Source organism: Mycobacterium sp. NGS54 (assembly GCF_059812465.1).
Map to the genome: position 1 here is coordinate 204,000 of NZ_JCALCS010000003.1, position 21,242 is coordinate 225,241.

General features: G+C 70.0%; 17 protein-coding genes. 9 read left to right on the plus strand and 8 right to left on the minus strand.

Going from position 1 to position 21,242, the window contains the following annotated elements; genetic code table 11:
* Positions 1-6: 6 nt before the first annotated feature.
* Both AC5Y5E_RS09920 and AC5Y5E_RS09925 read right to left on the minus strand, forming a co-directional pair.
* Positions 7-528, minus strand: coding sequence for an XRE family transcriptional regulator (locus AC5Y5E_RS09920; protein ID WP_499902816.1), 522 nt, complete (start codon positions 526-528; stop codon positions 7-9).
* The gene (locus AC5Y5E_RS09925; protein WP_499902817.1) at positions 525-3,536 is read right to left on the minus strand and encodes an MMPL family transporter; all 3,012 of its coding nucleotides are present in this window, start codon (positions 3,534-3,536) and stop codon (positions 525-527) included. The genes AC5Y5E_RS09920 and AC5Y5E_RS09925 overlap by 4 nt, the downstream gene beginning before the upstream one ends.
* A 323-nt stretch (positions 3,537-3,859) precedes the next feature.
* Here AC5Y5E_RS09925 and AC5Y5E_RS09930 point away from each other — a divergent pair, with 323 nt between their 5' ends.
* A complete protein-coding gene (locus AC5Y5E_RS09930) occupies positions 3,860-4,369 on the plus strand; it encodes a hemophore (RefSeq protein WP_499902818.1) in 510 nt (169 codons plus the stop codon).
* Here the strand turns inward: AC5Y5E_RS09930 and AC5Y5E_RS09935 are convergent.
* Positions 4,366-5,538: a lysylphosphatidylglycerol synthase transmembrane domain-containing protein gene (locus AC5Y5E_RS09935; protein WP_499902819.1), complete on the minus strand. Its 1,173-nt coding sequence runs from the start codon at positions 5,536-5,538 to the stop codon at positions 4,366-4,368. The genes AC5Y5E_RS09930 and AC5Y5E_RS09935 overlap by 4 nt on opposite strands.
* Positions 5,539-5,685: 147 nt before the next feature.
* Between AC5Y5E_RS09935 and AC5Y5E_RS09940 the strand changes: the two genes are divergently transcribed.
* Positions 5,686-6,834 (plus strand): AI-2E family transporter, encoded by a 1,149-nt coding sequence (locus AC5Y5E_RS09940; RefSeq protein ID WP_499902820.1) that lies wholly within the window; start codon positions 5,686-5,688, stop codon positions 6,832-6,834.
* An 11-nt stretch (positions 6,835-6,845) separates the two neighbouring features.
* Here the strand turns inward: AC5Y5E_RS09940 and mmpL3 are convergent, their stop codons facing one another.
* From mmpL3 to trmB, 3 genes are read right to left on the minus strand one after another with little or no spacing between them, the layout of a single operon-like run.
* Entirely contained in the window at positions 6,846-9,695 is a 2,850-nt protein-coding gene (gene mmpL3 / locus AC5Y5E_RS09945; protein ID WP_499902821.1) for a trehalose monomycolate exporter MmpL3, read from the minus strand.
* A gap of 49 nt (positions 9,696-9,744) precedes the next feature.
* Entirely contained in the window at positions 9,745-10,467 is a 723-nt protein-coding gene (locus tag AC5Y5E_RS09950) for an NYN domain-containing protein (RefSeq protein ID WP_499902822.1), read from the minus strand.
* Between the two features lie 2 nt (positions 10,468-10,469).
* Positions 10,470-11,276, minus strand: a complete 807-nt coding sequence (gene trmB, locus AC5Y5E_RS09955; protein ID WP_499903274.1) for a tRNA (guanosine(46)-N7)-methyltransferase TrmB — start codon at positions 11,274-11,276, stop codon at positions 10,470-10,472.
* A 158-nt stretch (positions 11,277-11,434) separates the two neighbouring features.
* Between trmB and AC5Y5E_RS09960 the strand changes: the two genes are divergently transcribed.
* From AC5Y5E_RS09960 to AC5Y5E_RS09970, 3 genes are all read left to right on the plus strand, one after another.
* Positions 11,435-12,478: a hypothetical protein gene (locus AC5Y5E_RS09960; protein WP_499902823.1), complete on the plus strand. Its 1,044-nt coding sequence runs from the start codon at positions 11,435-11,437 to the stop codon at positions 12,476-12,478.
* Positions 12,475-13,986 carry a hypothetical protein gene (locus tag AC5Y5E_RS09965; RefSeq protein ID WP_499902824.1) on the plus strand — a complete coding sequence of 504 codons (1,512 nt, stop codon included), beginning with the start codon at positions 12,475-12,477 and terminating at the stop codon, positions 13,984-13,986. The genes AC5Y5E_RS09960 and AC5Y5E_RS09965 overlap by 4 nt, the downstream gene beginning before the upstream one ends.
* Positions 13,987-14,169: 183 nt before the next feature.
* Entirely contained in the window at positions 14,170-15,996 is a 1,827-nt protein-coding gene (locus AC5Y5E_RS09970) for a phosphoenolpyruvate carboxykinase (GTP) (RefSeq protein ID WP_499902825.1), read from the plus strand.
* Here AC5Y5E_RS09970 and soxR read toward each other — a convergent pair.
* Entirely contained in the window at positions 15,993-16,466 is a 474-nt protein-coding gene (gene soxR / locus AC5Y5E_RS09975) for a redox-sensitive transcriptional activator SoxR (RefSeq protein ID WP_499902826.1), read from the minus strand. The two genes, AC5Y5E_RS09970 and soxR, sit on opposite strands and share 4 nt — an antisense overlap.
* A gap of 62 nt (positions 16,467-16,528) precedes the next feature.
* On the opposite strand from soxR, the gene AC5Y5E_RS09980 reads away from it, so the two are divergent.
* Genes AC5Y5E_RS09980 through AC5Y5E_RS09995 form a run of 4 tightly spaced genes read left to right on the plus strand, consistent with a single transcriptional unit; the run spans position 16,529 to position 20,792 of the window.
* A complete protein-coding gene (locus tag AC5Y5E_RS09980) occupies positions 16,529-17,242 on the plus strand; it encodes an SDR family NAD(P)-dependent oxidoreductase (protein ID WP_499902827.1) in 714 nt (237 codons plus the stop codon).
* On the plus strand, positions 17,239-18,270 hold the full coding sequence (locus AC5Y5E_RS09985) for an S-adenosylmethionine:tRNA ribosyltransferase-isomerase (protein WP_499902828.1): 1,032 nt from the start codon (positions 17,239-17,241) through the stop codon (positions 18,268-18,270). Before AC5Y5E_RS09980 ends, AC5Y5E_RS09985 begins: the two co-directional genes overlap by 4 nt.
* 33 nt (positions 18,271-18,303) lie before the next feature.
* Complete coding sequence (gene fadD4, locus AC5Y5E_RS09990; RefSeq protein WP_499902829.1) at positions 18,304-19,818, plus strand: fatty-acid--CoA ligase FadD4; 1,515 nt, start codon at positions 18,304-18,306, stop codon at positions 19,816-19,818.
* A 2-nt stretch (positions 19,819-19,820) separates the two neighbouring features.
* Positions 19,821-20,792, plus strand: coding sequence for an enoyl-CoA hydratase/isomerase family protein (locus AC5Y5E_RS09995; RefSeq protein WP_499903275.1), 972 nt, complete (start codon positions 19,821-19,823; stop codon positions 20,790-20,792).
* Here AC5Y5E_RS09995 and AC5Y5E_RS10000 read toward each other — a convergent pair.
* Positions 20,777-21,193 (minus strand): CD225/dispanin family protein, encoded by a 417-nt coding sequence (locus AC5Y5E_RS10000; protein WP_499902830.1) that lies wholly within the window; start codon positions 21,191-21,193, stop codon positions 20,777-20,779. The two genes, AC5Y5E_RS09995 and AC5Y5E_RS10000, sit on opposite strands and share 16 nt — an antisense overlap.
* Positions 21,194-21,242 lie beyond the last annotated feature (49 nt).

The window sequence follows — 21,242 nt, forward strand, 5'->3', positions numbered from 1 at the left end:
GACGCGTCAGTTGGATTCGGCGGACCGCCCGGATTTCACCTTGACGAACCGATCGGAGAGCCGGCGCATCCGGATCATCAGCGCGGACGTGGGGCTGACGCTGCCGTCGAGGTAACTGCCCAGGTCCTCGGGCGACACCCCGATGCGCGACGCGAATTCCTGTTCGCCCAGGCCCGACCGGTCGATCAGCAACCGGATGTGCCGGGCCACCTCCGCGCGCTCGTTGGCCTCCAGGTGGGTGCGGGCGCGCTCCAGCACCTCCCAGAGGGCTTTGGCGATGCCGTACGGCCGCGTGCCCTCGAGCACCTCTTCGACCTGGCGCGCGGTCCGACCGTACGGGTCGCGTTTCAGTGCCGCGGCGATGCGCTTCCAGGTGGTGATGTCGCCGCCCTGCAGCGCCGAACGGATGGCGGACGTCGACCAGAACTCGACGGGCTGGTCGGAGTCAAAAGGGCCATTGGCCATGCGTTGTTCGCCGGCGGGCCGCTCGGGCGGCGGTGCCGGGCGCCGTTCGGATGCCAAAGTCACCTCGCCTCCTCCAACATCGCCACGGCCACCGACAGGCAGCGCTGCCTGACGTCGTCCCAGTCCGCTTTCGCGTCGGAATCCGACCATTCGTCGCTGATATCGGAGGGATGTGGGTCCGCTAGCCGGCGGACCAACTGGGTGGCCATCCATTCCCGCCTGGGTGTTTGACAACAGTAATACCTGTCCATCCCGGCCAGCACCACCGCGGCGGTCTCCGGTTCCACGTTGTCAACCATGTCTGCAAAGTCGGCGTAATCGCGGCTGCTGTTACGGCACATGATCAGATAGCCCTTGAGGCGCAGCGCCTCCGCGCCGGTCGGGACGAGCAGCCGATCGCCCGTTGGCAGCTGCACGTGGGTGGTCTCCACCGGGCTACGCCGCTCGTAGGCGGCGGCGCTCGAGGCGTCGGTCTCCAGCGCGTCGATCGCGACGGACAGCCGGCCCCGCCACAGCGTGACCGGATGAACGGGCCGGTCCCCGGCGATCGCGCGGGCGATGCCGTTGCGCGACGCCAGGCCGCCGACCAGCTTCTTGGTGGGCGAATGGCCGTTGCTGCCGTTCTTGGCCGGGCTCGCCGCGACCCCCGCGCCGCCGTCGTCGATGTCGACCTGGTGGGGGATCTGTCCGGGGCCGAGGCCGCGGCTATCGGCGGCGGCCGACGGCGTCGCCTCGCCGTTGCGCCCGCAACCGGTGAACGCGAGGGGGTCGGCCACGCAGATGGCGTCGGGCGCCAGGTGCTTGAGCTTGGCCGCCGACTTGAGCACCATCCGCAGGTCGGCGCTGGGCGCGGCCAGCGCGGAGATGTCGTCGGGGATGACGACCACGTCACCGAGGTCGACCTGGGGCAGCGGCCGGTCGAAGTCGACCGACGGCAGCACGCGGCGCAGGAGCCGGGGCATCCACCAGTTCCACTGCGCGAACATCGCCATCAGCGCCGGGACGAGGACCAGGCGCACCACCGTGGCGTCGACCGCGATCGCGACGGCGCACGCCACCCCGATCTCGGCGACCAGCGGCATGCCGGCGAACGCGAACCCGATGAACACGGCGATCATGATCAGGGCGGCGCTGGTGATCGTGCGGGCGCTGGTGCTCACGCCGTACGCGACCGCGTCGCGGGTGTTCCCGGAGTGCAGGAAGCGTTCCCGGATCCGGGTGAGCAGGAAGATTTCGTAGTCCATCGACAGCCCGAAGGTCATCGCCAGCACGAGCGGGGGCACCGTGCTGTCGATCGAGCTGATCTGGGTGAAACCGAGGTCGCTCAACCAGCCCCACTGGAAGACCACGACGAGGCTGCCGTAGGCGGCGGCGACCGACAGCAGTGTCATCAGCACGCCCTTGAGCGCAAGGAAGATCGAGTGGATCGAGATCAGCAGCATCACGAACGCGATCAACGCGACGAATGCCAGCACCAGCGGCTCGGTCTGCGACACCCGGTCGTCGAAGTCCTTGATCAGCGCGGTCGGGCCGCCCACGTCCACGCGCGCCGTCCCCGCGTCGGGGATCTTGGGTAGCTGCGCGCGCATCCAGCCGACGGTCTCGCGGGCCTTCATGTCCTCGGGATCGACCGACAACACCGCCGACAGCAGCGCGCTGCCGTTGTCCTCGGCGAACTGCGGCGGCGACACCGAAACGATGTTGGGGGCCTGCGTCATTCGCTGACGGATCGCGGTGACCGTCTGGCTGTGCTCGGGCGACGCCGCGCCGCCGTCGGGAAACGTGACGAGCACCCGGATCGGGCCGAGCGCGCCGGGCCCGAGGGCCTGGGCCGCCGCTCCGACGCCGGCGCGGATCTCATGGGCGGAGTCGAACTGGCGCAGCAGGCTGTTGCCCAGCACCATCGACGCGGTCGGCACGGCCATGACGAGGAGCACCACCGCCGCGGCCACCGCCGACGCCCACGGCCGGCGCATCACCGCTGAAATCCACCGGATCCAGAACCGGGACTGGCTGCCCTCCGGCCGGCGCGACCAGTGCAGCAGGCGCGACCTCTTGGCGGCCGCCCGCCCGAACGTGGCCAGCGCCGCCGGCGTCAAGGTGGCCGAGGTCAGCATCGCCACCGCCACGGCCAGGATCGCGCCGGTCGCCATCGACTTCAGCGCCGGGGTGTTGATGATGTAGATGCCGGTCAGCGAGGCGACGACGGTCATCCCGGACAACACCACCGCCAGCCCCGACGTGGCCATCGCGGCGTCGACGGCCTCGTCCGGCTGGCGCCCGGCGCGCAGTTCCTCGCGGAAACGCATGAGGATGAACAGCGAATAGTCCACGGCGAGCGCGATCCCGAACATCGACACCGTCGAGGTCACGAACACCGACATGGTGGTGTAGGCCGACAGGAAGTAGACCAGGCCCATGGTGACGACGACCGTGCAGATGCCGAGGGCGAGCGGGATCGTCGCGGCGGCCAGCGAACCGAACACCGCCAGCAAGACGACGAGAATGATCGGCAGGTTCCACTTTTCGGCGGCCGCGATGTCGTGCTTGGTGTTCGCCGCGGCGGCGGCGGACAGGGCGCCCTGCCCGATCACGTAAAGCCGCACCCGGCCGTCCGCCGTCTGGCCGGACTGGTCGCCCTTGATGCCGACCTTCTGGCGCAACTGCTTGGCCAGGTCGCTGGTGCCGGCGTTGCGGGCGTCCATCCGCAGCGAGATCACGTACGGCCGGTCCGGCTGCGGCGGCCGCTGGGTGGGGTTGGGGACCTCGGTGACGCCGGGGAACTCGCCGGCGATCTGCCTCAGCTGCGCGACCGCGTCGTTGATGTCGGCGTAGCTGGCGTCGGGGCGGGGGGCCGCCACCAGCGCCAGCGAGGACGCCCCCTGGTCGTGATAAAGATCCTCGAGCTGGTCGTGCACCGCCAGCGACTGCGAGCCGGTCACCTCGAAACCGCCGCCGGTGAGGTTTCCCGACTGCGTCATCGCCATGTACACCGCCGGCACCAATGCCAGCAACCAGCCTGTGAAGACCAACCAGCGGTACTTACGCAGGCTGCGACTGAGGCGCATCATGAACTGCTGGATTTCTTCACTCCCCGGGTTCTCGCGCAATGCGTGCAGGCGAGAATACCGCAGCAGCCTGTGGATTATGTCGGCTTATCTGCATCCTGAGCTGCAACGACACGGATGTTGCCAAGACGCCGCCCAGTCGTTGTGCACCGGTGACCAAGCGGGATGTGGATCACACGAACTGGCAGCGGCCGTGTGGGGATGGCAGGATGTCCGGTGGCCGCGCGGGGGAGCGGGGAACCCCGTCACGAAGAGCCGTTCACGCCAACCGTTTTGCGATGTGCCCACGACGCCGCGCAGCCTCGCAAACTTTCAAGGAGTGACCCATGACGACAGCCACCGCGACCGGGCGCCGCAGAATCTTCGCCGGGCTGCTGGCCATCACGGTGCCCGGCGCCGCCGTCGCGGTCCTCGCCGGTCCGCCGGCGACGGGCGCCAACGACCCCTGCGCGGCCAGCGAGATCGCCCGGACCATCGGCTCGGTCTCCAAGTCGATGGGCGACTACCTGGACTCGCATCCCGAGACCAACCAGACGATGACCTCGATGCTGCAGCAGCAGGCCGGCCCGCAGTCGTTGACGGGGCTGAAGTCCTACTTCGAGGCCAACCCGAAGGTCGCCGGCGACATGACGTCGATCGCGTCGCCGTTGACCAGCCTGTCGACGCAGTGCAAGTTGCCGATCAGCATCCCGCAGGCGATGGGGATGATGCAGCAGGCGCAGGGCGCGGCGGGCGGGCTGCCCGCGCTGCCAGGCGGTGGCACGCCGGCCGCCTCCCCGGCCGGCGGTGTGCCGGCCCCGACGCTGCCCGGCGTGACGATCGGTGGCGCGCGCTAACCGTCGATTTCCTGGGTGGGCTCGGGCGGCGGCAGCGGACCCTGCAGGGCGGTTTCGGTCGGGTCGGTGGTCGGGTCGCCGTCGCGCACGACGGCCAGCGGGCCGGTGATCGGGTCGTCATCGTCGGAGTCGGCGACGTTTTCGGTGCGAAAGACGAAGAAGAACACCACCCAGCCGATGGCGGCGATCAGCAACCAGCTGATCAGCCGGTAGAGCAACATCGCCGAGATCGCGCTCGGCAATGACATCCCGCTGGAGACCAGGCCGGGCACCAGCACCGCCTCGACCACCAGCAGGCCGCCCGGCATCAGCGGAATCGTGCCGACCGCGCGGGCGGCGGCGTACGCGACCGTCAGCCCGGCGACCGACGCGTGATCGCCGGCGGCGTACGCCGCGAAGCCCAGGCAGGCGACGTCGGCGATCCAGTTGAACATCGACCAGCTGAACGCCACCCCCAGGTCGCGGCGGCCCAGGCTCACCGACTCGAGCTGCATCAGGGTCTCGCGCCACTTGTCCAGGCCGGTGTCGGCAGGCCTGCCGCGAAGCGAATTGACCCACGACAGCACCCGGCTGCCGATGCCCTCGATCAGGTCCGGGCGCGACGCCACCGCCTGGGCCAACAGCAGCAACGCGACGAAGCCGCCGAGCGTGAACAGCAGCGAGAACGGGTTGTTCTTGGCCCCCAGGAAGAAGGCGCCGCCCAGGCCGAGCAGCGCCAGCCCCACCGCCTGCAGCACGCCCGACATCACCAACTGCCACGAGGCCACCACCGTCGACGCGCCCCAGAGCCGCTGCTGGCGGAACAGGAACGTCGCCGACAGCACCGGCCCGCCGGGCAGGGTCGTGCTCAGCGAGTTGGCGGCGTAGAACGCGGCCTCCGACCGCAACTGCTTGACGTGCACGCCCGCCGATTTCAGCAGGGTGCGCTGGATCTGGGCGAAGCTGTGCATCGACGCGGCCGCCGCCACCACCGACGCGATCAGCCACCACCAGTTGGCCTCGTAGAGGCTCATCCAGGCCTTCGCCAACTGGCGCCAGCCGAGCGCGATCTCGACAGCAAGCACGATCGCGACGATCCCGAGGACCACCCAGCGCACCCACCAGTACCTGCCGCGCGGGGTCTCTTCGCGCGTCAGGTCCAGCTTGCGAGCGGGTGCGTCGTGCGACACGTGCTTTAGGGTAACCGCGCAGGTGGCGCGGCCAGCGAGGCGAAGCTCCGACTGTGTCGGGGTCGTAACCGGATCGTGCCGGGCGGGGCCACGCGCGGGACGCCCGACGGCCGGTCGCGGCGCGCCGCCGCCAGATAGGCTGGCCTGATGCCGGCAAACACCGACGACGCCTTGGAGGCTGGGTCCGTCGAACCTCTGGTCCGAAAGGCCGCGGCCTGGGCGTGGCGTTTGCTGGTCATCCTGGCCGCGGCGGTCGCCCTGCTCTGGGTCGTGCAGAAGCTGGAAGTCGTCGTCGTTCCCGTGTTGCTGGCGCTGATGGTCAGCGCTTTGCTGGTGCCGGCCGTCGACTGGATCGACCGGCGTGGCCTGCCGCGCGGGGCGGCCGTGGCGTTGGTCATGCTGGGCGGGTTCGCGGTTTTCGGCGGCATCCTGACGTTCGTCATCGTCCAGTTCGTCTACGGTCTGCCCGACCTGACCGAGCAGATCAGCCGCAGCATCGACTCCAGCCGCCGCTGGCTGATGGAGGGCCCGCTGCACCTGCGCGGCGAACAGATCTCCAACGCGGGCAACGCCGCGATCCAGGCGCTGCACAACAACCAGTCCAAGCTGACCAGCGGCGCGCTCTCCACCGCGGCCACCATCACCGAGCTGGTGACGGCCGCCGTGCTGACGCTGTTCACGCTGATCTTCTTCCTCTACGGCGGCCGCAACATCTGGCAGTACGTCACGAAGATCTTCCCGGAGGGCGCCCGAGAGCGGGTGCGGGCCGCGGGCTTCGCCGGATACGTGTCGTTGATCGGCTACGTGCGCGCCACCTTCCTGGTCGCCCTGACCGACGCCGCGGGAGTCGGCACCGGGTTGGCGATCATGGGCATCCCGCTGGCGCTGCCGCTGTCCTCAATCGTGTTTCTCGGCGCGTTCATTCCGCTGATCGGTGCGCTGGTCTCGGGACTGCTGGCGGTGGTGGTCGCGCTGCTGGCCAAGGGGCTCGTCTACGCGCTGATCACCTTCGGTTTGCTGATCGCGGTGAACCAGCTCGAGGCGCATTTGCTGCAGCCGCTGGTGATGGGGCGTGCGGTCTCCATTCACCCGCTGGCGGTGGTGCTGGCCATCTCCACCGGCGGCGTGCTTGCCGGGATCGTCGGGGCCCTGCTCGCCGTGCCGACGGTCGCGTTCCTCAACAACGCGATCCAGGTGCTGCTCGCGCGGGACCCGTCCGCGAAGGCGGAAAAGCAGACCGAGGAGACCGACGAGGCCGGGGTCGTCGTCCAGGCGGAGCCGGACGAGCCGGACTGAGCCGTCGGGCGCTACAACCGTCCCTCGCGGCGCAGCAGATCCTGCGCGCTGACGCCCCCGCCGGCGCCGCGGCGACGCCGGTCGCCGTTCTCGCCTTGCCCGCGGGCGTTGAGTTTCTCGGTGGCCGCGTCGGAGTCGTTGGCGTCCGAACCCATGACCGGCAGGGCGGCGGTGGGGTCGGCCGGGTCGTGGTCACCGGAGCTGTTGGGCGGCACCGGAATTGCCCGGGTCTGACCGCTCGAGGGTGTCGGGGGCACCGGCGGCCGCGGCGACACCGGCGGCTTGGGGGCCGCGTTCGGAGGCACCGTGAGGCGCGCGGTCTTCGCTTCCGTCGGCTGGGCCTGCAGGCGCGTGGTGCTCGCGGCGGACGGTGTGCTCGCGCCCGCCGCCAGTTCCCGGGCGGGCCGGGGTTCGAGCTGGTCCGGGTGGCCCGCCCGCGACGGCTCCAGCGAGCCGGGGTGGGTGGGGTCGTGCGGTGCGCGCGGTGCCCCGGCGGCCAGGCTGGCCGCCGCGACGGGGGGCCGGGCGGGCCGGCCGTTGAGGGTGGGGCGCTTGCGCTCGTCGGGCAGGTCGATCTCGCCCAGTCCCATCTTGTTCTGCAGGCGCCGGGCCCAGCGCGGGGCCCACCAGCAGTCGTCGCCGAGCAACTTCATCACCGACGGCACCAGGAACATGCGGACCACGGTGGCGTCCAGCAACAGCGCCGCCATCAGGCCGAACGCCAGGTACTTCATCAGCACCAGGTCGGAGAAGACGAACGACGCGGCGACGACGGCGAGGACCAGGGCGGCGGCCGTGATCAGGCGTCCGGTGGTCGCGGTGCCGATCCGGATCGCCTCCGCGGTGGACATGCCGCGTTCGCGCGCCTCGACCATTCGGGACACCAGGAACACCTCGTAGTCGGTGGCCAGGCCGAAGCCCACCGCGACCACGAGCGCGATCAGCACCACCATCAGCGGTGTCGGCGTGAAGTTCAGCAACGTCGAGAAGTGCCCGTCGACGAAGATCCAGGTCAGGATGCCCAGCGTGGACCCGAGCGTCAGCGCGCTCATCACCACCGCCTTGATCGGCAACACCACCGATCCGAACGCCAGGAACATCAGCAAGGTGGTGGCGCCGAGCAACAGGACCAGCATCAGCGGCGCCTTGTCGAACAGGCTGTGGATGCTGTCCTGCTCCAGCGCGGGCGTGCCGCCGACCAGCAGGGTGAGGCCCTTCGGCGGATTTATGGCCCGCAGCTCGTCGATCTTCTTGGCGGCGTCATTCTTGTTGACCAGGCCGTTCTGAATGACGCGCACCGAGTCGTTCTTGGGCTGCGTCGCGCCGTTCGGGCCGTTGACGCAGGGGTTGCCCGCGATGGCCGGGCACGGTCGCTCCTCCCAGGATTTGTCCGTGAACCCGGTGATCGGCGCGATCCTGTTGCGGATGTCGGCCACCTGCTGGTCGGTGACCTTGCTGCCGTTGTTGCTCTTGATCACCACGGTCAGTTGCTCGGTGCGGTAGCCGGGGAAGAGCTTGTCGAAGTGCTCCTGCGCCAGGCGCACGGAGTTGTTGGGCGGCAGGTACTTCTCGCTCATGCCCCCGAACGACAGGTTGCCGAGCGGGATGACCAGCAGGATCATGCCGACGGCGATCGGGATGGCGAACGCCAGCGGCCGCTTCATCACGAAGTTGACCAGCTTGCCCCAGAAGCCGGCCTCGACCTCTTCGCGGGTCTTGGTCTTCTGCAGCCGGTCGGCCAGCCAGTTGAGGTAGGCGCGCGACACCTTCCAGTTCCGCAGGAAGGGAACGCGGAACGCGGTCCGCACGCCCAGCGCGTCGACGTGGCGGCCCAGGATGCCCAGGCAGGCCGGCAGCAGCGTGATCGACAGCAGCGCCGCGAGCCCGACGGCGGCGAAGATCGCGTAGACCAGCGAATGCACGAAGCCCTGCGGCAACACGAGCAGGCTGGCGCTCGAGGCGATGATCAGCACCGCGGAGAAGGTGACGGTGCGACCTGCCGTCATGACGGTGCGTCGCACGGCGGCCTCGGTGTCGTAGCCCTCGGCGATCTCTTCCCGGAACCGGCTCACCACGAAAAGCCCATAGTCGATGGCGATGCCGAGGCCGATCAGCGAGACCACCGGCTGCGCGAAATAGTGCACCGGCCCGAACATGGCGACGAACCGCAGGATGCCCAGGGCGCCCGCGATGCTCAGCCCGCCCACGATGACCGGCAGGCCGGCGGCGATCGCGCCGCCGAACACCAGGAACAGCACCACCGTCACCAACGGCAGCGCGAGCACCTCCATGCGGCGCTGGTCGGTGGCGATGGTGCCGGTCAGGGCGTTGGCAATCGGCTCCAGGCCCGCGAGTTGGACGGTCCCGCCGTCGAGCTTCTGCAGGTCCGGCGCGATGGTCTTGTAGTTGTTGAGGATGGAGTCGTCGTCGTCGCCCTTCAGCGGGATCGACACGAACGTGTGCTTCTTGTCCTCGGTCGCCATCCCCTTGATCAGCGGGGGCGCGTCGGCGGGATTGGCCACCGCCAGCCAGCCCGCCCACCCGACGACCTGGTCGGGGTGGTCGTTCTTGAACTTGTTCAGCTCGTCGACGATCTTCTGCCGCCACGCCGGATCCTCGACGGTCCTGCCGTCGGGAGCGGTGAAGGTGGCGACGACGTGGCTGGTGCGGTCGCGGCCGTAGGTCTGGTCACCCAGGACCGACGCCTTGACGGACTGGCTGCCGTCGTCGTAAAAGCCGCTCTGTGTAACGTGTTTGCCCAGGCTCATGCCGAAAATGCCGCCGCCGAGGCACAGAGCCACCATGACCCCGATGACGATGTACCGGTATCGGTACACAGTTCGTCCCCACCAGGCGAACACGTAAGCTCCTTACTGGATCTCTAGCGACCCACGCATTGGGTTCCCAGTCTCACACACGCGTGGTCAACAGGGCGGACAGCGGCCGGAACGGCTGCAGCCATGCTCCATGGTCAGGCAGCGAATCCAGGCCGATCCGCGGCAACGGCTCCCGGAACACACCCGCGATGTCTTCCAGGTCGACGAAGTCCAAGGTATCCGACGCTAACGCCCAACTGGCGTGTTCGCGAAATCCGATCACCTGGACGGGAACCCCGGTCCGCGCGATTTCTTCCAGCGGTTGACGGAAGGCCTGACCGTCGGCGGACGCCACCACCAGCGCCGCGAGCCCTTCCGAATGCCGCTGCGCGATGTGGGCCAGCATGTCGTGGTCCACGTCGCTGTCCTCGTCGATCTTCGGCTTGGCGAAGACCGCGAAACCCACGTTTCGCAACGCGTCCACCCACGGCCGCACGACGTCGGCGCTGCCCGGGGCGATGTTGGTGAAAACGGTGGCCTCGGGCTCGATGACGACGCCGGGGCGGCCCGAGCTGACCTCCGCGGTTCGCGCCAACAGCCAGCGACCCAGGGCGTCGAAGCGGGGTCGCTCCAGGGCCGTGGGGCGCCGCCCCAAGATGGAGCCCAGGCCCATGTCGAGGTTGGGAGCGTCCCAGACGAGCAGCACGCGCCCGGCTGGGGGTTGGAAGCTGCTCAGGCCCTCGGCCGACAGAACCGCCGGTGCTTCCAGCGGTTCCAGTGCCGCTTCCGCTGCTGTCGCCTCTTCGGTCAGGCTCATATCTATCGCCTACTCCAGATGAACTCGTTCACGGCGCTGCCCGCTTCTTGGGCCTTGGTCTCGTACTTGGTGGTGGGGCGCACGACCGAGATCGGCAGCCGGCTTCCCGGCTGGACGCGACGAAGCCGGGGTTCCGCATCGCCGGCCTCGGCGATGTGCTCGGCGTAGCCGGGATGGTCGGTCGCGGCGTGCAGGACACCACCAGGGAGTAACCGGTCGGCGATCAGGCCAATCGTGCTCGGCTGCAGGAACCGGCGCTTGTGGTGACGGGCCTTGGGCCAGGGATCGGGAAAGAAGACGCGCACCCCGGTCAGCGAACCCGGCGCGATCAGGCGGTCCAGCACGTCGATGCCGTTCCCGCGGATCAGCCGGATGTTGCCGACCTGCTCGCGGTCGATCGCGGACAGCAGCTGCGCCAGGCCCCGCCGGTAGACCTCCACCGCGATCACGTCGACGTCGGGCTCGTCCTTTGCCATCGCGAGGGTGGATGTGCCGCTGCCGCAACCGATTTCGAGCACCACCGGGGCGTGGCGGCCGAACCATGCGCGGGTGTCCAGCGGTTCCGGGCGCGGCGGAGCTCCGGCCGGGGGAGGGCCGACCGAGATGCCCAGTTTCGGCCACAGCCGCTCCCAGGTCTGGCGCTGGGCCTCCGAAAGCGCGGAACGCCGCGACCGGAAACTCGTGGCCGGCAGGCGGCGATGTTCGGGACCAGGCGGTTCTCCGGTCTGCAGGCCAGCCTCCACTCCCACCGGCGCGCCGGGACACGTCCCGACCCCGGGTTGCGCATGCATTTGTCCATGGTGGCCCATGAACCCTCGATGTAGCCGCCCCTGGTCCAGATTGATACCCAACAGTTGCCTTCGGCTGGTAGCGGTGGCTCGCATCTCGATGACGCAGATGCCACCATTCGGTGAGGCCCGACTGGCCGCCCGGCAAACGGACGCCCGTCGGATCGAACGGGTAGGACATGACGGGACAAGGGCACAGGATTTTCGTCGACGAGCTGGCGCGCTTTGCCGCCGGCCGCGCCGACCCGCGCCTGGCGGCGATCGCCGAGCGGGCCGGCGCGCCGCTGCGCGTGGCCGTCCGCGGCCGCCGCGGGGTGGGTCGCCGCACGGTGGCCCGCGCCCTGGACCGCGCCGGGGCCGGGCGCGGGATCACGGCGACGGCGGCGCCGGCGGCGGGTGCCGACGTGGTCGTCTATGTCACCGCCGAGGTGATCAAGCCCGAGGACGCCGACGCTGTCGCCGCCGCCGGACGCCCGGTGCTGGCCGTGCTGAACAAGGCCGACCTGGCCCGGCTGTCCGCCAGCGCCCGCACCGCGCGGTTCGCGGCGCTCGTCGGGGCGCCGATCGCGCCGATGAGCGGTCTGCTCGCGCTCGCCGGGCTGGACGGTCTGGACGCGGCGCTGTGGGCGGCGCTGCGGGCGCTGGCCGCCGACCCGGCGGGCGCGCGCTGTCTGGACGGCTCCTACACCGGCTTCCTCGCGGCGGACCTTCCAGTGCCGACCGACGTGCGCCTGCGCCTGCTGGAGACGCTCGACCTGTTCGGCACCGCGCTGGGCATCGCGGCGGCCCGGCAGGGCAGGACCCCGCCGCAGGCCCGAGCCCTGCTGCGCAAGCTGAGCGGCGTCGACGCGGTCGTGGACAACATCGCGGCGATCGGCGCGGAGGTGCGCTACCGGCGGGTGCTGCGGGCCGTCGCGGAGCTGGAGGCCCTGGCCGTCACGTGGGGCGAGGCCGGCGAGGTGATCAGCGGCTTTGTGTCCCGCGACGACACGGTGGTCGCCCGGATGGCGGCCGCGGTCGACCTGGCCGAGGCCGCCGGGCTCGACCCCGGCGGCGACGAGCCCGCGGGCCCCCTGCCCCGGGCGGTGCGCTGGCAGCGCTACAGCCTTGGCAGGCTGGGACCGGTGAGTGGTCTGCAGCGCGCCTGCGGCGCGGACATCGCCCGGGGATCGCTGCGGTTGTGGTCGCAGGCGTGCGGGTCGCCGCTCGGGGAGCCACGGTGAGCGGCGACGATCCGGCCGCCGAGGTCGACGCGCTGGTGGCGGCGATCGGGCCCCGGCTGGATTCGCCCGGCATCAACCGTCGCGACGTGGTGTTGGTGACCGGCCCGTGGATGGCCGGCGTCAGCGCCGTGGTGTCGGCGCTGCGGGAACGGCTGTCGCAGCACAAGTTCGTCGAGTCGGCGGATCTTGGACCCGGCGACGCGCCGGTCGCGGTGGTCTTCGTCGTCTCCGCGGCGGCGCAGTTGACCGGATCCGACTGCGCGCTGCTGGACGCCGCCGCCGAGCACACCGACGTCGTCGTCGGCGTGGTGTCCAAGGTGGACGTGCACCGCAACTGGCGCGACGTCCTCGCCGCCAACCGTGACACCCTGGCCGCGCATGCGCCGCGGTACGCCCACGTGCCCTGGGTCGGCGCCGCCGCCCTGCCCGACGTGGGCGACCCGAGCGTCGACGATTTGGTGCGCACCGTCGACGAGCAACTCGCCGCCCCCGACATCCCGCGGCGAAACAGGTTGCGCGCCTGGGAATCCCGGCTGCAGACGGTCGCCAAGCGCATTGACCGCGATGCCGAGGGCGCCGGGCGCCGGGCACGGGTCGACGCGCTGCGGGAGGAGCGCAGCGGGGCCCTGCGGCAGCGGCGGCAGGCGAAAACCGAGCGCACCATCACGCTGCGCGGCCAGATTCAGCAGGCCCGCGTCCAGTTGTCCTACTTCGCCCGCAACCGGTGCTCGTCGGTGCGCACCGAGCTGCAAGAGGACGCCGCCGGCCTGTCCCGGCGGAAGATGGCCGGCTTCGGTGAGTACGCGCGCGGCCGCGTCGACGAGGTGGTGGCCGAGGTGAGCGAGGGAACCGGCACCCACCTCGCCGAGGTCGCGCAGGTGCTGGGTGTGCCGGTCGCCCTGCCCGGCGTCGATCAGCTGCCGACCGTCGAGGTCCCGCCCGCGCCTCTGAAATCCCGGCGGCACGAAACCTGGCTGATGATGCTCCTGGGCGCCGGCTTCGGGCTCGGTGTGGCGTTGACCCTCAGCCGGCTGGTCGGCGGGCTGGCCTCCCGGCTCAGCCCCGCCCTGGCCGCGGCGGGCGCGGTCGGCTGCGTTGCCGTCGGGGTGGCGGTCACGTTTGTGGTCGTCCACATCCGCGGACTGCTGCGCGACCGGTCGCTGCTGGACCGCTGGGCCGCCGATGTGACGTCGTCGCTGCAGTCCACGGTGGAGGAGTTGGTGGCGACCCGGGTGCTGGTCGCCGAGTCGGTGCTGAGCACCGCGCTGGTCGCCCGCGATGAGGCGGAGAACGCGCAGGTGGCCGACCAGGTCAGCGCGATCGACAGCGAACTGCGCGAGCACGCGATCGCGGCGGCGCGGGCGGCCGCGGTGCGCGACCGGGAAATGCCGACCGTGCAGGCCGCCCTGGACGCCGTGCGTGCAGAACTGGGACAACCGGGTATACCCCACCGCGAGGGCGAAAACGATGAACCGGTTTCGGGGAGCGAGAATGGCGACGACGCGTGACGTTCGGCCCTGTTTCTGAATCGTTGTTGTGAGAAGGCTTATACCCGCCCGAGACCTCTCCGACAAGTAGCTCACGATAACCTGTAGTTAACGCCACCATGTAAACAGTTGTGTGGGCGAGGGCATAGCAAGGCAACTCAAACACGAGCCGAGTAAGCAGGCAGAAGAATCCAGGAGACTTCGATGACTTCAGCGACCATCCCCGGTTTGGACACCGCGCCCACCAATCACCAGGGGCTGCTGTCCTGGGTGGCGGAGGTTGCCGAGCTGACCCAGCCCGACCGGGTGGTCTTCGCCGACGGGTCCGACGAGGAGTGGCAGCGGCTCACCGAGCAGCTCGTCGCGGCGGGCACGTTCAAGCGGCTGAACCCCAAGGAGTACCCCAACTCCTTCCTGGCGCTGTCCGACCCCTCCGACGTGGCGCGTGTGGAGTCGCGGACCTTCATCTGCTCCGAGCGGCAGATCGACGCCGGCCCGACCAACAACTGGATGGACCCGGCCGAGATGCGGTCCACCATGACGGAGCTGTACCGCGGCTGCATGCGCGGCCGCACCATGTATGTGGTGCCGTTCTGCATGGGCCCGCTGGGCGCCGACGACCCCAAGCTGGGCGTGGAGATCACCGACTCCGAATACGTCGTCGTCTCGATGAAGGTGATGACCCGGATGGGCAAGGCGGCCCTGGAGAAGATGGGCGACGACGGCTTCTTCGTCAAGGCGCTGCACTCCGTCGGGGCCCCGCTGGAGCCGGGCCAGAAGGACGTGGCGTGGCCGTGCAACGAGACCAAGTACATCACCCACTTCCCCGAGACCCGCGAGATCATGAGCTACGGCTCCGGCTACGGCGGCAACGCGCTGCTGGGCAAGAAGTGCTACTCGCTGCGCATCGCCTCGGCGATGGCGCACGACGAGGGCTGGCTGGCCGAGCACATGCTGATCCTCAAGCTGATCTCCCCGGAGAACAAGGCGTACTACTTCGCCGCGGCGTTCCCGTCCGCGTGTGGCAAGACCAACCTGGCCATGTTGCAGCCGACCATCCCGGGCTGGCGCGCCGAGACGCTCGGTGACGACATCGCCTGGATGCGGTTCGGCAAGGATGGCCGCCTGTACGCGGTCAACCCCGAGTTCGGCTTCTTCGGGGTGGCGCCGGGCACCAACTGGAAGTCCAACCCCAACGCGATGCGCACCATCGCCGCGGGCAACACCGTCTTCACCAACGTCGCGCTCACCGACGACGACGAGGTGTGGTGGGAAGGCCTCGAGGGCGACCCGCAGCACCTCACCGACTGGAAGGGCAACGACTGGTACTTCCGCGAGACGGAAACCAATGCGGCCCACCCGAATTCACGGTACTGCACGCCGATGTCGCAGTGCCCCATCCTGGCGCCGGAGTGGGACGACCCGCAGGGCGTGCCGATTTCGGGCATCCTGTTCGGCGCCCGCCGCAAGACCACGGTGCCGCTGGTGACCGAGGCCCGCGACTGGCAGCACGGCGTGTTCATGGGGGCGACCATGGGCAGCGAGCAGACCGCCGCCGCCGAGGGCAAGGTCGGCACCGTGCGCCGCGACCCGATGGCCATGCTGCCGTTCCTGGGCTACCACGTCGGCGACTACTTCCAGCACTGGCTGGACCTGGGCAAGAACTCCGACGAGTCCAAGCTGCCGAAGGTGTTCTTCGTCAACTGGTTCCGCCGCGGCGAGAAGGGCGAGTTCCTGTGGCCCGGCTTCGGCGAGAACAGCCGTGTGCTGAAGTGGATCGTCGACCGCATCGAGCACCGGGCGGGCGGCCAGGACACCCCGATCGGCATCGTGCCGACCCCCGAGGACCTGGACCTGGACGGCCTCGACGCGGACGCCAACGAGGTCGCGCAGGCGCTGGCCGTCCGCGCCGACGAGTGGCGCGAGGAACTGCCCCTGATCGAGGAGTGGTTCGAGTTCGTCGGCGACAAACTGCCGACCGGCGTCAAGGACGAGTTCGAGGCGCTCAAGCAGCGGCTCGCCGAGTCCTAAAGTTTTGCACCCGTAGCCGGGCGTCGCAGCGATCTCGGCAGGTACACCGCGCCCGCTCCGGCGCCGGCCGCCAGGTCGCCCGGATTGGAGATCGCGCAGCGCTTCAGTGATAGGCAGCCGCAACCGATGCACGAGTCGAGGTTGTCGCGCAACGCGATCAACCCGGCGATCTGGTCGTCCAGCCGTGCGCGCCAGGTCTTGGACAACCGGGCCCAGTCGGCGCGGGTGGGGGTGCGGCCGTCGGGCAGGGTCGCCAGCGCGTCGGCCACCTCGTCGAGGCTCAGCCCGACGTTGCGGGCGGCCTTGATGAACGCCAGCCGCCGCAGCATCTGCCGTTCGAACCGGCGCTGATTGCCCGACGTCCGGGTCGCCGTGATGAGCCCCTGGCTCTCGTAGAAGCGGATCGCCGAGGCGGCGAAGCCGCTGCGGCGCGCGATCTCGCTGACGGTGAACAGATCCCGCTTGTCCATTGTCGGCCTTCTCGAATTGGGGACTTGACTTAAAGTTTACTTTAACTATCAGTATGGGCGCTATGACTCAATCGCAACCAAGCCCCGTCGCCATCGTCACCGGCGCGTCCCGCGGTTTCGGCCGGGCGGTGACCGCCGCCCTGCTCGACCGCGGGTGGACCGTCGTCGCCGACGCCCGCCGCGCCCATGAACTCAAAGCAACTGTTGCAGAGCTGAATTCGGATCGACTGATCGGATTACCGGGCGACGTGACCGACGCGTCGCACCGTGACGCGCTGCTGACCGCCGCGCTCGGGGCCGGCCCCCTTGGCCTGCTGGTTAACAACGCCAGCCGGCTTGGGCCCAGCCCGCAGCCGGCGCTCGCGGACTACCCAGTCGGCGAGTTGCGCGACGTATACGAAACCAACGTGTTCGCCCCGCTGGCGCTGATCCGGGCGGCCCTGCCGGCGCTCGCCGACAACGCGGGGGCGATCGTCAACCTGTCGTCCGACGCCGCCGTCGAGCCGTACGCCGGGTGGGGCGGCTACGGGTCGTCCAAAGCCGCGCTGGATCAGCTGTCGGCCGTCCTGGCGGCCGAGGCTTCGGCCATTGCCGTCTACGCCTTCGACCCGGGTGACATGCGCACCGAGATGCACCAGGCCGCGTTTCCCGGTGCGGACATCTCCGATCGCGCCGAGCCCGAGTCGGTCGTCCCGGCCCTGCTGCGCCTGCTGGAAAGGCGGCCGCCCGCGGGTCGTTACCGGGCCGCGGAGCTGTTGTCGGGTGCGCTGTCATGATCCACTTCCAGCGCCCCCCGGGCTCCGACGCCGGCGAGCCGCCCGAAGCCCGCGGCCTCGCCCGCGACGCGGTCCGGCTGCTGGTCGCCCGCCCGGACGGGGTCAGCCACGCCCGCTTCGCCGACCTCGGAGACTACCTGCGACCGGGCGATCTGCTGGTGGTGAACAACTCCGCCACGATGCCCGCCGCGGTCGACGGCCGCCGCGGCGGGCGGGCCGTCGCGGTGCACTTCTCGACGGCGCGCGGCGACACGGAGTGGGTGGTGGAACTGCGGCCCCCGGCGGACGCCACCGGCCACCTCACCGACGTGCGGCCCGGCGAACGCGTCGAGTTGCCCGGCGGCGCGGGCCTGGCCATCGGGTCGTCGTATCCGGAACCGGGGGCCGAGGGCGCGCGGCTGTGGACCGCGCGCGTCATCCTGGAGGGCGACCTGGGGGCCTACCTGGCGCGGCACGGGCGGCCGATCCGGTATGCGTACGTGCCGCGGGAGTGGCCGCTGCGCGACTACCAGACCGTGTTCGCCCGGTCCGCCGGAAGCGCCGAAATGCCGAGCGCCGCACGTCCTTTCAGCACCGAGCTGGTGACTGCCCTGGTCTCCGCTGGGATAGTGATCGCGCCGATCACGTTGCACGCCGGGGTGTCCTCGGTGGAAGCCGGCGAGCCGCCGACACCTGAGCTGTTCGAGGTGCCGGCGCCCACCGCGCGGCTGGTGAATTCGGCGCGCGCGGCCGGTAACCGGGTGATCGCCGTCGGCACCACGGTGACGCGCGCGCTGGAGTCGGCCGCGAACGCCGCCGGCGTGGTCCGCCCGGCGGTCGGCTGGACCGACCTGGTGCTCGGCCCGCACCGCCCATGCCGGGTGGTCGACGGCCTGATCACCGGGTGGCACGACGCCGGCGCCTCGCATCTGTTGCTGCTCGAGGCCGTCGCGGGCCCCGACCTGGTCGCGGCGGCCTACCGAGAGGCCGTCGCGCGCGGTTATCTGTGGCACGAATTCGGGGACAGCGCGCTGCTGCTGCCCGCATGACACGTGTCAAACCGGGCGTCGTACAGTCTGCGCATGCAGATTCGCCCCCATGTCGGCGCCGACAAGCCTGCCGTGATCCTGTACCCGTCCGGCACCGTCGTCACCTTCGATGACCTGGAAGCCCGCGCCAACCGACTGGCGCACCGGTTCCGCCAGGCCGGCCTGCGCGAGGGGGACACCGTCGCGATCTTGATGGAGAACAACGAGCACATCCACGCGGTGATGTGGGGGGCCCGCCGCAGCGGTTTGTACTACGTGCCGATCAACACCCACCTGACCGCGGCCGAGGCCGCTTACATCGTTGACAACAGCAACGCCAAGGCGATCATCGGTTCGGCGGCCTTGCGCGACACGCTGGTGCAGTTGGGTGACCATCTGCCCGGGCTGCCGGAGCTGCTGATGATCGCCGACGGCGACCTGCCGGGCTGGGAGCGCTACCCGGAATGCGTTGCGCACCAACCGGATACCCCGATCGACGACGAGATCGAGGGCGACCTGCTGCAGTACTCGTCGGGCACCACCGGGCGGCCCAAGGGGATCCGACGCGACCTGCCGCATCTCCCGCCGGCCGAGGCGCCGGGGATGATGTCGGCGCTGGTCGAGATCTGGATGTCCCCCGACTCGATCTATCTGAGCCCCGCCCCGCTCTATCACACCGCGCCGTCGGTGTGGTCGATGAGCGCGCAGGCCGGCGGCATCACCACCGTCGTGCTGGAGAAGTTCGACGCCGAGGGCACACTGGACGCCATCCAGCGCCACCGCATCACCCACGGCCAGTTCGTGCCGGCGATGTTCACCCGCATGCTGAAACTACCTGCGGCCGTTCGTGATTCGTACGACCTGTCCAGCCTCAAGCGCGCGATGCACGCCGCGGCCCCGTGCCCGGTGGAGATCAAGAAGCAGATGATCGACTGGTGGGGGCCGATCATCGACGAGTATTACGCCTCCTCCGAGGCGATCGGGGCGACGTTGATCAGCGCCGAGGAGTGGCTGGCGCATCCGGGTTCGGTCGGCAAGCCGTACCTGGGCGCGGCTCACATCCTCGGCGAGGACGGCACCGAGCTGCCGCCGGGCCAGCCCGGAGAGATCTACTTCGAGGGCGGGCACTCGTTCGAATACCTCAACGATCCGACGAAAACCGCCGCCTCGCGCGACACGCACGGCTGGATGACGGTCGGCGATGTCGGCTACCTCGACGAGGAGGGCTACCTCTACCTCACGGACCGGCGCCACCACATGATCATCTCCGGCGGGGTGAACATCTACCCGCAGGAGACGGAGAACCTTCTGGTCACCCACCCGAAGGTGTTGGACGCCGCGGTGTTCGGCGTTCCCGACGACGAGATGGGCCAGCGCGTCATGGCGGCCGTGCAGACCGTCGACCCGGCCGACGCCACCGACCAGTTCGCCGACGAACTGACCGGATGGCTGCGGGACCGCCTGGCGCACTACAAATGTCCGCGCTCGATCGCCTTCGAGGCGCAGCTGCCGCGCACCGACACCGGCAAGCTCTACAAGAATGGGCTGATCGAGAAGTACTCGGTGTGACCCTGCGCGTCGTTGGTCTGAGCGGGCCGCCGCAGCCCGATGGCGATGCGCTGCCCGGTGTGCAGGTCGCCGTTGGGCCGATCGCGGACGCCGACGAATATTGGCTCGATCGCGCCACGTTCACGCTGACCGAAGAATCGTGTGACGATCGCAGGGTCGTCGTCGTCGACTCGGTGCCCGATGCCCTGGCCGAGCTCACCGAGCGCTGTGAGCGCTGGCCGCACGCCAGCGCGGTGTGCGACGACGTGCTGCGCGCGATCGACCCCGGCGGCCCGACGCTGGCCGGGGTGGTGACCGAATCGCTGGCCTACTCCACCCTGCAGGCCGGCCCGGAGTTCGCGCGGTGGCTGGCCGAACGCGGCCCGGCCCGCGTGCCCGAGATCGCCGAGCCGGTGCTCGCGCGGCGCGACGGCGACACCCTGCGGATCACCTTGAACCGGCCGCAGCGCCACAACGCGTTCTCCACCGATGCGCGGGCCGCGCTGCTCGAGGCGCTGACCGTCGCGCTGCTGGACCCGTCGGTGACCGGGATCGTGTTGAGCGGCAACGGCCCATCGTTCGGCAGCGGTGGAGACCTCGCGGAATTCGGCACCTTCGCCGACCCGGCGAGCGCGCACCTGGCCCGCACCCGACACAGCCCCGCGCTGGCCCTCGACGCGCTGACCGCGCGGCTCGGGCCGTCCTGCCGCGCCCGGGTGCACGGCCGGGTGATGGGCAGCGGGCTGGAGATGGCGGCGTTCTGCGGATGGATTGAGGCGCGCGACGATTCGGTGTTCGGGCTACCCGAATTGGGCCTGGGCCTGATCCCCGGTGCCGGCGGGACCGTCAGCATCGCCCGGCGGATCGGGCGCTGGCGCACGGCGTACCTGGTGCTGTCCGGCCGGACGATCGGCGCCGAGACAGCCCGGGAGTGGGGGCTGGTTGACGCGACTTACGTTGGCGCCCAAGGCGTCAAAGCTCAGAAGCCCGAATAGGTGGTGGTGGTCGTGGACGGGAGGTTCGAGACGGCCACCGCGAAGACGAAGGCGTACAGGATGCCGATGATGACGAAGGCGGCCACGCCCGCGATCGCGCCGATGATGGCCCACTTCTTCGCGCTGTCGGCCGCGGACTGCGCCTCGGCGTACCGACCCTGGGTCCACAGCCCGGACACCTTGGTGGAGTACACGATCGAGACGATCCCGAACGGCAGGCAGCACAGCACCGTCACCAGGATCGCCCAGACGAGATAGTTGTCCGGCTCGCGCTGGGCCGGCCAACCCGGCTGCGGCACCGGGTATCCGGGCGGCGGCGGTGGCGGCTGGCCCTGCCACGCCGGCGGCTGCTGGCCCTGCCATTCTGGGGAACCCTCATAGGGCCCTGGGGGATAACTCATGGCAGCTGCCTCTCTTTGCTGGCGCCGAAGTCAGGCAAATATACAGCAA

Bases quoted from the DNA above. Each gene is read 5' to 3' on its own strand.
- AC5Y5E_RS09925 (WP_499902817.1), bottom strand. From the start codon at position 3,536: ATGATGCGCCTCAGTCGCAGCCTGCGTAAGTACCGCTGGTTGGTCTTC.
- AC5Y5E_RS09930 (WP_499902818.1), top strand. From the start codon at position 3,860: ATGACGACAGCCACCGCGACCGGGCGCCGCAGAATCTTCGCCGGGCTG.
- AC5Y5E_RS09940 (WP_499902820.1), top strand. From the start codon at position 5,686: ATGCCGGCAAACACCGACGACGCCTTGGAGGCTGGGTCCGTCGAACCT.
- AC5Y5E_RS09950 (WP_499902822.1), bottom strand. From the start codon at position 10,467: ATGAGCCTGACCGAAGAGGCGACAGCAGCGGAAGCGGCACTGGAACCG.
- trmB (WP_499903274.1), bottom strand. From the start codon at position 11,276: ATGGGCCACCATGGACAAATGCATGCGCAACCCGGGGTCGGGACGTGT.
- AC5Y5E_RS09960 (WP_499902823.1), top strand. From the start codon at position 11,435: ATGACGGGACAAGGGCACAGGATTTTCGTCGACGAGCTGGCGCGCTTT.
- AC5Y5E_RS09970 (WP_499902825.1), top strand. From the start codon at position 14,170: ATGACTTCAGCGACCATCCCCGGTTTGGACACCGCGCCCACCAATCAC.
- soxR (WP_499902826.1), bottom strand. From the start codon at position 16,466: ATGGACAAGCGGGATCTGTTCACCGTCAGCGAGATCGCGCGCCGCAGC.
- AC5Y5E_RS09980 (WP_499902827.1), top strand. From the start codon at position 16,529: ATGACTCAATCGCAACCAAGCCCCGTCGCCATCGTCACCGGCGCGTCC.
- AC5Y5E_RS09985 (WP_499902828.1), top strand. From the start codon at position 17,239: ATGATCCACTTCCAGCGCCCCCCGGGCTCCGACGCCGGCGAGCCGCCC.
- fadD4 (WP_499902829.1), top strand. From the start codon at position 18,304: ATGCAGATTCGCCCCCATGTCGGCGCCGACAAGCCTGCCGTGATCCTG.
- AC5Y5E_RS10000 (WP_499902830.1), bottom strand. From the start codon at position 21,193: ATGAGTTATCCCCCAGGGCCCTATGAGGGTTCCCCAGAATGGCAGGGC.